This window comes from Streptomyces sp. EDA2-14 (genome assembly GCF_054963755.1).
The window spans coordinates 189,836-200,247 of the sequence record NZ_JBUEGE010000019.1 but is presented as its reverse complement, the minus strand read 5'-3'; the positions used below and the strand labels follow the sequence as shown (position 1 = coordinate 200,247).

The 10,412-nt window shown below is 71.0% G+C and carries 9 protein-coding genes and 1 tRNA gene; 6 read left to right on the top strand and 4 right to left on the bottom strand.

Annotated features, from left to right (window positions below; genetic code table 11):
- Positions 1–174: 174 nt before the first annotated feature.
- On the bottom strand, positions 175–771 hold the full coding sequence (locus ACY34M_RS33730; RefSeq protein ID WP_462722014.1) for a TetR/AcrR family transcriptional regulator: 597 nt from the start codon (positions 769–771) through the stop codon (positions 175–177).
- Between the two features lie 153 nt (positions 772–924).
- Between ACY34M_RS33730 and hisN the strand changes: the two genes are divergently transcribed.
- Both hisN and ACY34M_RS33720 read left to right on the top strand, forming a co-directional pair.
- Positions 925–1,725: a histidinol-phosphatase gene (gene hisN / locus ACY34M_RS33725; RefSeq protein ID WP_462722015.1), complete on the top strand. Its 801-nt coding sequence runs from the start codon at positions 925–927 to the stop codon at positions 1,723–1,725.
- 157 nt (positions 1,726–1,882) lie between these two features.
- Positions 1,883–2,284, top strand: coding sequence for a CBS domain-containing protein (locus ACY34M_RS33720; RefSeq protein WP_462722016.1), 402 nt, complete (start codon positions 1,883–1,885; stop codon positions 2,282–2,284).
- 89 nt (positions 2,285–2,373) lie between these two features.
- On the opposite strand, the gene katG is transcribed toward ACY34M_RS33720, so the two are convergent.
- The gene (katG, locus tag ACY34M_RS33715; RefSeq protein ID WP_462722017.1) at positions 2,374–4,587 is read right to left on the bottom strand and encodes a catalase/peroxidase HPI; all 2,214 of its coding nucleotides are present in this window, start codon (positions 4,585–4,587) and stop codon (positions 2,374–2,376) included.
- A 137-nt stretch (positions 4,588–4,724) separates the two neighbouring features.
- Between katG and ACY34M_RS33710 the strand changes: the two genes are divergently transcribed.
- The 4 genes from ACY34M_RS33710 to ACY34M_RS33695 all read left to right on the top strand — a co-directional run bounded on the left by ACY34M_RS33710 (position 4,725) and on the right by ACY34M_RS33695 (position 8,120).
- Positions 4,725–5,144, top strand: a complete 420-nt coding sequence (locus ACY34M_RS33710; protein WP_462722018.1) for a Fur family transcriptional regulator — start codon at positions 4,725–4,727, stop codon at positions 5,142–5,144.
- A gap of 175 nt (positions 5,145–5,319) precedes the next feature.
- Positions 5,320–6,078, top strand: a complete 759-nt coding sequence (locus ACY34M_RS33705; RefSeq protein ID WP_462722019.1) for an ABC transporter ATP-binding protein — start codon at positions 5,320–5,322, stop codon at positions 6,076–6,078.
- Positions 6,075–6,941 carry an ABC transporter permease gene (locus tag ACY34M_RS33700; protein WP_462722020.1) on the top strand — a complete coding sequence of 289 codons (867 nt, stop codon included), beginning with the start codon at positions 6,075–6,077 and terminating at the stop codon, positions 6,939–6,941. The genes ACY34M_RS33705 and ACY34M_RS33700 overlap by 4 nt, the downstream gene beginning before the upstream one ends.
- 30 nt (positions 6,942–6,971) lie before the next feature.
- Positions 6,972–8,120, top strand: coding sequence for an ABC transporter substrate-binding protein (locus ACY34M_RS33695; protein WP_462722021.1), 1,149 nt, complete (start codon positions 6,972–6,974; stop codon positions 8,118–8,120).
- Between the two features lie 56 nt (positions 8,121–8,176).
- Here the strand turns inward: ACY34M_RS33695 and ACY34M_RS33690 are convergent.
- Together ACY34M_RS33690 and ACY34M_RS33685 are read right to left on the bottom strand one after the other, a co-directional pair.
- Positions 8,177–8,250, bottom strand: a tRNA-Met gene (locus tag ACY34M_RS33690).
- A 192-nt stretch (positions 8,251–8,442) separates the two neighbouring features.
- Positions 8,443–10,239, bottom strand: coding sequence for a tetratricopeptide repeat protein (locus tag ACY34M_RS33685; RefSeq protein WP_462722022.1), 1,797 nt, complete (start codon positions 10,237–10,239; stop codon positions 8,443–8,445).
- Between the last annotated feature and the right edge of the window lie 173 nt (positions 10,240–10,412).

The following is a 10,412-nucleotide window of genomic DNA, read 5'->3' as shown; positions in this document are numbered from 1 at the left end:
ATCGCGGAGCCGGATGGTGCGGCCCTCCGGGTCCAGCCTGATCCGTCAGAAGGGCCCTAGGCCCTGCCGGGCCGCACCCGGCACCGCTCGGCCGCCCCGCCCATGGCGACCGCGGGGCTCCGCCCCGCACCCTGCTGCTCAAGCGCCGCAGGGGCTTGATGTGCCGGCCCTGGATCAGCTCGCGCCGCGCGCGCGACCCAGCGCCTCACGGACGAGCCGCCCCGTCCCCCCGTCCCCCGGCGGAGCCATCACGCACGACAAGGCCAATCGCACCGCCACCTCGCAGTCCCGCGCCAACGCCTCCGCATCGCTCTTGGCCACCCCCGGCACCCCGAGCGCCGCCACGCTCCGGTCCCGCACCGCGACCACGAAGTCCCCGGGCCCCGGCAGCGGCCCGTCGGCCCTCCGCTGCGCCGGCACGGACGACGAGGACGGCACGGCGGACAACGTCGGCGAAGGCAGCCGCTCGCTCCAGCACCCCGTGAGCGCCGCCCGTACCAGCGGATTGCGCCGCGCACTGGAGACGGTCCACTCGGCGACCCCGTCGAGCCCGCCCTCCTTCAAGGCCCGGTCGACACCCGCGAGATAGGCGTCGGCCTCCCTGCGCACAAGCGCACGGGCAAGCCCCTCCTTGCTGCCGAACTCGTTGTAGAGGGTCTGCCGGGAGACCCCGGCGACCGCCGCCACGTCGACCATGCGCACCCCGCCCCACGGTCGCCGCGCGAGCGCCGTGTAGGCCGCGTCCAATAGGGATTCCCGCGCTGCAGGCATCGTCGCCTCCCCGGTTCGCCGGGTCCGTAAGGCCTGTGTGGCCAGAGTTGACGCGCTCGTACGCACTGTCAAGGCCTCTCGCCCGTCGCACCGGGCCCGCCGGGGGACCGGTCCCTGTAGCAGTCGGCGTACCACGATCGATACTGTTCACTCATGCCCGACTACCAAGATGATCTGCGTCTCGCCCACGTCCTCGCGGACGTCGCCGACGCCGCGACGATGGACCGGTTCAAGGCACTCGACCTGAAGGTGGAGACCAAGCCGGACATGACGCCGGTGAGCGAGGCCGACAAGGCGGCCGAGGAGCTGATCCGCGGCAACCTCCAGCGGGCGCGACCGCGTGACGCGGTCCTCGGCGAGGAGTACGGGGTACAGGGCACGGGCCCGCGCCGCTGGGTCATCGACCCGATCGACGGGACCAAGAACTACGTGCGCGGCGTCCCGGTCTGGGCGACGCTGATCTCCCTGATGGAGGCCGGCGAGGGCGGCTACCAGCCGGTCGTCGGCGTCGTCTCCGCCCCGGCGCTCAACCGCCGTTGGTGGGCGGCGAAGGGAGCGGGCGCGTACACGGGCCGCAGCCTGACCTCCGCGTCGCGCATCCACGTCTCGAACGTGGGCCGCCTGGAGGACGCCTCGTTCGCGTACTCCTCGCTGACCGGCTGGGAGGAGCAGGGCAGGCTCGGCGGGTTCCTCGACCTGACGCGGGCCGTGTGGCGCACGCGCGGCTACGGGGACTTCTGGCCGTACATGATGGTCGCCGAGGGCTCGGTCGACCTGTGCGCCGAACCGGAGCTCTCCCTGTGGGACATGGCGGCGCCCTCGATCGTCGTGTCCGAGGCGGGCGGCAGCTACACCGGGCTCGACGGCCGCCCCGGCCCGCACAGCGGCAACGCGGCGGCTTCGAACGGTCTGCTCCACGACCAGTTGCTCAGCTACCTGCACACGTCGCGTTGAGCTACCCGCACGCCTGAACTCGCGCCACGCGCCCCCTTGTTGACACTCCCTTTACCTGCAACTCTGAGAGTCCCCCCACTTGTGAACTTGTGAACCATTTCTCGTTCTCCACGAGCCCGGTGGCACAAGTACCTCACACAGGAAGGTGGCTCCATCCATGCTCGTCCGTGACGCCATGAGCACGATGGTCCTCACCATCGGACCCAACCACACCCTGCGCCAGGCGGCCCGGCTGATGTCCGCCCGCCGCGTCGGCGCCGCCGTCGTCCTCGACCCGGACGGCTACGGCATCGGCATCCTGACCGAGCGCGACATCCTCAACGCCCTGGGAAAGAACCAGAATCCGGACCTGGAGACCGCCGGCGCCCACACCACGACGGACGTCGTCTTCGCCGCCCCGTCGTGGACCGTGGAGGAGGCGGCCGCCGCCATGGCGCACGGCGGCTTCCGGCATCTCATCGTGCTCGACGGACAGGAGCCGGCCGGCATCGTCTCGGTCCGCGACATCATCCGCCGCTGGGCCCCGGCCCGGAACCAGCAGGCACCGCTGCCGGTGTGACACGCGTACCGGTGTGACACGCGCGAAGGCCGGCTCCCCCGAAGGGAGCCGGCCCTCACTGCTCAGTACCGCTCAGTGCGCGGTGGTGATCAGCGCACGTCGAACCGGTCGAGGTCCATGACCTTGCTCCACGCTGCGGCGAAGTCCTTCACGAACTTCTCCTTGGCGTCGTCGCTCGCGTACACCTCGGCGAGCGCACGCAGCTCGGAGTTGGCACCGAAGACCAGGTCGGCACGGGTGCCGGTCCACTTGACCTGCCCCGACGCGTCGGTGCCCTCGAACTCGTCCTGCGCCTTCGACGTCGACTTCCACTGTGTGTCGATGTCCGTGATGTTGACGAAGAAGTCGTTGCTCAGAACGCCCGGACGCTCGGTCAGGACGCCGTGCTTCGACCCGCCCGCGTTGATCCCGATGACGCGCAGACCACCGACGAGGACGGTCATCTCGGGCGCGCTGAGGGTCAGCAGGTTCGCCTTGTCGGTGAGCAGGAACTCCGCCGGGAGGCGGTTGCCCTTGCCCACGTAGTTGCGGAAGCCGTCGGCCTTCGGCTCCAGGGCCGAGAAGGACTCGACGTCCGTCTGCTCCTGCGTGGCGTCGACACGGCCCGGCGTGAACGCCACCTCGACGTCGACGCCGCCGTCCTTGGCGGCCTGCTCGACGGCCGCGGAGCCCGCGAGCACGATCAGGTCGGCCAGGGAGACCTTCTTGCCGCCCGCGGAGTTGAAGGACTCCTGGACGCCCTCGAGCACGCGCAGCACCTGCGCGAGGCTCTCCGGGTCGTTGACCTCCCAGCCGCGCTGCGGCTCGAGGCGGATACGGGCGCCGTTGGCACCGCCGCGCTTGTCGCCGCCGCGGAAGGAGGAGGCCGCGGCCCAGGCGGCGGACACCAGCTGCGGGACCGTGAGGTCCGAGGCCAGGATCTGCTGCTTGAGCGTCGCGATGTCGGAGGCGTCGATGACCTCGCCCTCGCGCGCCGGCAGCGGGTCCTGCCAGAGCAGCTCCTCGGAGGGGACCTCCGGGCCGAGGTAGCGGACGACCGGACCCAGGTCACGGTGCGTCAGCTTGTACCAGGCGCGGGCGAAGGCGTCCGCGAACTCCTCCGGGTTCTCGTAGAAGCGCCGCGAGATCGGCTCGTAGATCGGGTCGAACTTCAGCGAGAGGTCCGTGGTGAGCATCGTGGGCAGACGCTTCTGCGACGCGTCCTCGGGGTCCGGGATGATCGCCTCGGCGTTCTTCGCCACCCACTGGTTGGCGCCGGCCGGGGACTGCGTGAGCTCGTACTCGTACTCGAAGAGGTTCTTGAAGAAGTAGTTGCTCCACTGGGTCGGCGTCTCGGTCCAGGTGACCTCGAGGCCGGAGGTGATGGCGTCGCGGCCCTTGCCCTTGCCGTGGCCGGACTTCCAGCCGAGGCCCATCTGCTCCATCGGCGCGCCCTCGGGCTCGGCGCCGACCAGGTCGGCGTCGCCCGCGCCGTGCGTCTTGCCGAAGGTGTGACCACCGGCGATGAGGGCGACGGTCTCCTCGTCGTTCATCGCCATGCGGCGGAAGGTCTCACGGATGTCGCGGGCCGCGGCGATCGGGTCCGGGTTCCCGTTCGGACCCTCGGGGTTGACGTAGATGAGGCCCATCTGGACGGCGCCGAGCGGGTCCTCGAGGTCGCGGTCGCCCGTGTAGCGCTTGTCGTCGAGCCAGATCTGCTCGGGACCCCAGTAGACGTCCTCGTCCGGCTCCCACACGTCCTCGCGACCGCCGGCGAAGCCGAAGGTCTCGAAGCCCATGGTCTCCAGCGCGACGTTGCCGGTAAGGATGAGGAGGTCGGCCCAGGAGATGTTCTGGCCGTACTTCTTCTTCACGGGCCAGAGCAGCCGGCGGGCCTTGTCCAGGTTGCCGTTGTCCGGCCAGCTGTTGAGCGGGGCGAAGCGCTGCTGACCCGCGCCCGCGCCACCGCGGCCGTCGCTGATCCGGTACGTACCGGCGGAGTGCCAGGCCATACGGATCATCAGCGGGCCGTAGTGACCGAAGTCGGCCGGCCACCAGTCCTTGGAGGTCGTCAGCACCTCGGCGATGTCGCGCTTCACCGCCGCGAGGTCGAGGGAATTGAACGCCTCGGCATAGTCGAAGTCCTCACCGAGCGGGTTCGCCACCGCCGGGTTCTTCGCAAGGATCTTCAGGTTGAGGCTCTCGGGCCACCACTGGCGGTTGCCACCACCCTGCGTCGGGTGCGCCGCCCGGCCGTGCGCGACGGGGCAACCGCCCGCCTCCGCGTTGGGGTCCGTAACAAATTCTTCGTGATTCTCGGACATTGGGGGCCCTTCCCGAGTGGTCCTGTCGCTTGGCTATAGCCGAGTCTGATCCTACAATGGACAATGTCTAAGTCAAGGAATGCTCCAAAGTCACATCCGTTCGGGGCCACGGTCCCCCGACTGTTAGGCTGGCCCTTATGAGTGACCTGCTGGAACGGCTGCGCGGACGCGGCTGGCGGATGACCGCACAGCGGCGCGTCGTGGCCGAGGTTCTCGACGGGGACCACGTGCACCTCACCGCCGACGAGGTGCATGCGCGCGCCGCCGCGAAGCTACCGGAGATCTCCCGGGCCACCGTCTACAACACACTGGGCGAGATGGTCTCGCTCGGCGAGGTGATCGAGGTCGCGACGGACAAGCGCGCCAAGCGCTACGACCCGAACGCGCACCGCCCGCACCAGCACCTGGTCTGCGACCTGTGCGGCCAGATCCGCGACGTCCACCCGACGGGCAACCCGTTGACGGCCCTGCCGTCCGACGAGCGCTTCGGCTTCACGATCTCGGACGTCGAGGTCACGTACCGGGGACTGTGCCCGAACTGCTCGGCGAAGGTGTAGCGCTTCACTCTCCACTACCTTGGGCCCGCACCGTGAGGTGCGGGCCTTTTGTTGTGCGCCCACAGGCCACCGGACCTCTTGATGCATGCGTCAACCACGCACCCCCTTCCGCAATCTGACGGGCCGTCATATTCTCGCGGTCGCCCACGAGAATCCGCCGCACCCCGGAGGGCCCATGCATCCCAAGCTCCAAGCCCGCGCACTCACCAGGACATTCGGCGCCACGCACGCCCTCGGCCCCCTCGACCTGACGGTCACCCCCGGCGAGTTCGTCTGCGTGGTCGGCCCCTCGGGCTGCGGGAAGTCCACCCTGCTCCGGATCGCCGCGGGCCTCACCCGCCCCTCCGGCGGCACCCTGGAGATCCGCACGACGAGCCCTCGCCCGGCCGCCATGATCTTCCAGGACTACGGGATCTACGACTGGAAGACGGTCCTCGCCAACGTCCGCTTCGGCCTCGACATCCAGAAGGTCCCGCGCAAGGAGGCGAACACCCGCGCCCGCGACTGGCTCGCCCGGATGGGCCTCGCCGACTTCGCCGACGCCTACCCCTCCGCCCTCTCCGGCGGCATGCGCCAGCGCGTCGCGATCGCGCGGGCGCTGGCGGTGGAGCCGGAGATCCTCCTCATGGACGAGCCCTTCGCGGCCCTGGACGCCCAGCTCCGCACGATCCTCCAGGACGAGCTGCTGGAGCTCACCCAGACCACGCACACCACCACGCTGTTCATCACGCACAGCCTGGAAGAGGCGATCGTCCTCGGCGACCGGGTCCTGGTGATGTCGGCCCGGCCGGGTCGCGTGATCGCCGAGCGCAGGCCGCCGTTCGAACGCCCGCGCACCGGTGACATCCGCGACACCCCCGAGTTCACCTCCCTCAAGGGCGAGCTGTGGGACCTGCTGCGCGGCGAGGTGCACCAGGAGGCGGTCCCGGCATGAGCTCCCTCACCCAGACCAAGGCCCCGGACGACCTGCTGGTCCGCGCTCCCGGCCCCGAGGAACTGCACCCCACCCGCGCGCGGCACAGGCGCCGCGCCCTCGAACTCTCGCTCGCCTTCGCGGTCCCGGTGGTCCTGATCCTGCTCTGGCAGCTCGCGGCCTCCCAGTCCTGGATCGACGAGCGCATCTACCCGGCCCCGTCGACGATCCTCGCCGACGGCTGGCAGCGCGCGGCCGACGGCGAACTGTGGCCGGACGTCTGGGCCACCCTGAAGCGGGTCCTCGCGGGCTACGTCATCGGCACCGTGTCGGGCTACCTCCTCGGCCTCCTCATGGGCTCGATCTCCCTGGTCCGCGCGGCCCTCGAACCCCTCCTCGACGCTCTCTACGTCGTGCCGAAGCTCGCCCTCCTGCCGATCTTCCTGAACATGTTCGGCCTCGGCGAGGGCCCGCAGATCGCCCTCGTCGCGGCGACGGTCTTCTTCTTCGTGTGGATCTCGACGATGGCGGCGGTCATCTCCGTGCCCAGCGGGCACCGGGACGCGGGGCAGGTCTTCGGCGCCTCCCCGTGGCAGATGTTCCGGCACGTGCTGCTCCCCGCCTCGCTCCCCGCGGTCCTGGTCGGCGCGCGCATCGCGGCGGGTGTCGCGGTCCTGGTCATCGTCGCCTCGGAGCAGATCGCGGCCAACGACGGCCTGGGCCATCTGATCTTCGACGCCCGCGCCCTCTTCCAGAACGACGTGATGTTCGTCGGCATCGTCTGCGTCGCCGTGCTCGGCGTCCTCTTCTCCGAACTGGTGCGCCTGGCGGGCCGCTTCCTCACCCCCTGGGCCCCACGCGACCGCGGCCGCGGCCAGTCCTGACGTCCCCTCGGCTCTCTGTACGGAGGCTCCATGCGCACCAGACACGTACGTACGACATACGCGGGTACGACCCTGTTCGCGGTCGGCGCCCTGCTGCTCGGCACGGCGTCCTGCGCGAAGAACGACACCCCGTCCGACGCCGCGGCCAAGCCCCGCGCGATCAAGGCGGTCGCGGGCTGCGGCAAGGGCTCCTGGACCGACCCGGCGGACCGCGCCAAGGACCGCGAGCCGGCCCGCTGCGACAAAGGCGCCCCGGCCCCGGTCAAGCTCACCAAGCCCCGCAAGCTCACGATCGCTACGGGCACGCTGAGCGCCGAGTACGTGGCGCCGCTGGAGATGGCGGTCAAGAAGGGCGAGTTCAAGAAGGAGGGCCTCGATGTGAAGCTGAAGGTCCTCCCCACGCCCGACGCCCTCCCCCTCCTCGCCAAGGGCGACATCGACGCCCAGTGGGCCGCCCCGGAGGCGGCCGTCATGAACGGCATCCTCGGCGGCTTCGACATCAAGTGGGTGTCCGGCAACTTCTCCCCCGACCCCAAGTCCAAGAGCGGGCTCTGGGTGCGCCTCAAGAAGGGGCAGAGCGCGTCGCAGGTCCGGATGGCGGGCAAGAAGATGGGCACGCTGATCGGCAAGGGCTCGGTCGCCTCGTACCCGATGAACATCGCCCTGAAGAAGCACGGCGGCGGCCTCGACAAGATCCAGTTCCAGCAGCTCGGCTCGGCGGACGTGCTGACCGGGCTGCAGAACGGCGGCGTCGACTCGGCCTGGCTCCTCGACCCGATCTGGCGCAAGGTCGACGGCGACAAGCGCTACGCGTTCCTCGGCGGCCAGCCGCAGGGCGAGCCGCTCGGCGGCATGCTGTTCGGCCCGAACCTCCTCAGCAAGGACCCGGACGCGGGCGTCGCGCTGCTGCGCGCGTACATCCGCACCGTGAACACGTACTTCCGGGACGACTACAAGAAGGACCCCGCCTTCGTGGCCGAGCTGGCCGGCCTGCTGAAGACGGACAAGAAGGTCCTGGAGGAGACGCCGTCCCTGCGGATGGACTGGGAGATCCGCTCCGGCACGACGGACCGGCTGCAGGCGGCGTACAAGGCGGCGGGCGTCGCGGAGGGGGATCCGCTGCCGGAGGCGAAGACGGTGAACAGGAAGCTGTACGAGGAGGCGGTGGGCCACAAGTAGCCCCGAACATGCCTGAGGCCCGGAACCAGTCATGGTTCCGGGCCTCAGGTCTTCAGTAGCGGGGACAGGATTTGAACCTGCGACCTCTGGGTTATGAGCCCAGCGAGCTACCGAGCTGCTCCACCCCGCGCCGTTGTGTTCACAACCTTACGCGACGCCCCCGACCAGCGCAAATCGCTTCCCCGAGGCCGACGACGCCCACCGCCTTGGGCAATCTGCCGCCTTGGGCGGCAGGGTGGGCAAGGCGGCGCCCGGTGCAGGGTGCACACGCGTCGGGCCCGCCACGGCGCAGCCGGACACCCCGGTCCAGCCTGCCGCAGCGCTACGCCGACAACTCCTGCCGCAACGCGTCCCGCAACCGACCCGCCCGCTCCGCAACCTCCGCAGGGCCGAGCTCGACCGCCTGCGAGGCCCACTTCTGCCCCTCGGCGAGATCACCCCGCCGCGCGCACAGCAACGCGAGCCGAAGCGCCGCCCGCCCATGCCCCGCATCGGCCGCCCGCGTCCACCACAGCGCCGCCTCCGGCTCGCTCCCCTCACGGGCGAGCAGCAGCCCCAGGTTGAACGCCCCGTTCCGCGACCCGGCCTCCGCGGCCTCGCGGTACCAGCGCGCCGCCTCCACCACATCGCCGCGCGCGGCGGCCAGCATCCCGACGCGCACCTGCGCGCGCCGGTGCCCGTGCTCGGCGGCCCGCTCGTACCACTCCTCGCACTCGCTCTTCTCGGTGACGGGCTCCCCCAGCTCGTGCCGGACAGGAGGCGGCCGCCGCACGTCGAGCAGCGAGGCGAGCCGGTACGCGGCCTCCGGGCTGCCGCCCCCGGCCGCACACCGCAGATGCCGCTCGGCGGCCTGCTCGTCGCCCTCGCGCTGGCGCGCGATCCCGGCCTGCAGCGCGGCCTCGGTGTGCCCACCGGCCGCGGCCCGCTCGTACCACTGCAGGGCGGCCTCTTCGTCGTCTCGACCCGCGTAGAGGATCCCGAGATTGAACGCCGCGTCGACGCTGCCGGCCTCCGCCGCCTTGGAGAACCAGGGCTCGGCGCCGACCGCGTCCCCGTTCTGCAGGAGCAGCACCGCGAGCGCGTTGGCCGCCTCGCGGTGACCCGCGTAGGCGGCACGGCGGTACCAGCCCTCGGCCTGCGCGGTGCGCTGCTGCTCGGCGCAGAGCAGCCCGAGGTTGTACGCGCCGTTGTTGTCGCCCGCGTCCATGGCGGCGCGGTACCAGCGCTCGGCGGTCTGCGTCTCGCCCCGCTGGGCGTGCAGCGCGCCCAGCGCGTTCGCCGCGTTGCCGTCGCCGTCCTGGGCGGCGCGCAGCCACCACACGGCGGCGCTCTCCTCGTCCCCCGCGTCGCGCAGCAGGAAGGCGAGGGCGCACGCGGCGCGCGCCTCACCGTCCTTGGCGGACGTCAGGTACCAGCGCCCGGCCTCTTTCAGGTCGCCGCGCTTCTCCAGGATCGAACCGAGGTGCAGGGCGGCCCGCCGGTGTCCCCGCGCGGAGGCCTGCCGGTACCACTGCTCGGCCTCCTCCGCCGGGTTGTCGCCGTCCCCGGAGACGAGCACATCGGCGCCCCCTTTGCGGTCGAGGGCGCGGGCGAGCCGGTACGCGGCCTCGCGGTGCCCGCGCTCCGCGGCGACCCGCATCCACCGCTCCGCGCCGACGTCGCTGCGGTGCTCCAGGAGATCGGCGAGCGCGTAGGCGCCCAGGGTGTGGCCGTGCTCGGCGGCCTGGCGCAGCCAGTACTCGGCGGCGGGCTCGTCGCCCCGCTCGCGGAAGTACCGGCCCAGGGCGTGCGCGGCGGGCGCGGAGCCCGCGACGGCGGCGATGCGCCACCAGCCTGCGGCCTCCTCCGCGTAGCCGCGCTGGTGGAGCAGGACTCCGAGATTGTTGGCCGCCGCCCGGTCACCGGCTCCGGTGGCAGCACGCAGGAGGGGCTCGGCTCCGTCGGGATCTCCGCGGCGCAGCAGCATGGCGCCGAGGACGCTCATCGCCTCGACGTCGCCGGCCTCCGCGGCCAGCCGCTGGCGTGCTTCTTCCGCAGCCTCGCCGGGTTCGTCCCGATCAGTCGGCTGCACAAACCGCCCTGTCTCCAACAGAGTTGCCTTGTCCCCCATAACGTCCATCGTCGCACCACCTGCAACCTGGGTACACCTCGTATACCGCAGCCAGTGAGGTCACTTCAGCGTTTTGTCGACATGCCCACAGGGAGACAAGTGAAACACAGTTTGCTCAACTCCCCCCGAGGGGAGCATCGTTCGCACACGCTTCGCACATGCCAGCGGCTCATGACAACAGG

Bases quoted from the DNA above. Each gene is read 5' to 3' on its own strand.
- ACY34M_RS33730 (WP_462722014.1), bottom strand. From the start codon at position 771: ATGCCTGCAGCGCGGGAATCCCTATTGGACGCGGCCTACACGGCGCTC.
- hisN (WP_462722015.1), top strand. From the start codon at position 925: ATGCCCGACTACCAAGATGATCTGCGTCTCGCCCACGTCCTCGCGGAC.
- ACY34M_RS33720 (WP_462722016.1), top strand. From the start codon at position 1,883: ATGCTCGTCCGTGACGCCATGAGCACGATGGTCCTCACCATCGGACCC.
- katG (WP_462722017.1), bottom strand. From the start codon at position 4,587: ATGTCCGAGAATCACGAAGAATTTGTTACGGACCCCAACGCGGAGGCG.
- ACY34M_RS33710 (WP_462722018.1), top strand. From the start codon at position 4,725: ATGAGTGACCTGCTGGAACGGCTGCGCGGACGCGGCTGGCGGATGACC.
- ACY34M_RS33705 (WP_462722019.1), top strand. From the start codon at position 5,320: ATGCATCCCAAGCTCCAAGCCCGCGCACTCACCAGGACATTCGGCGCC.
- ACY34M_RS33700 (WP_462722020.1), top strand. From the start codon at position 6,075: ATGAGCTCCCTCACCCAGACCAAGGCCCCGGACGACCTGCTGGTCCGC.
- ACY34M_RS33695 (WP_462722021.1), top strand. From the start codon at position 6,972: ATGCGCACCAGACACGTACGTACGACATACGCGGGTACGACCCTGTTC.
- ACY34M_RS33685 (WP_462722022.1), bottom strand. From the start codon at position 10,239: ATGGACGTTATGGGGGACAAGGCAACTCTGTTGGAGACAGGGCGGTTT.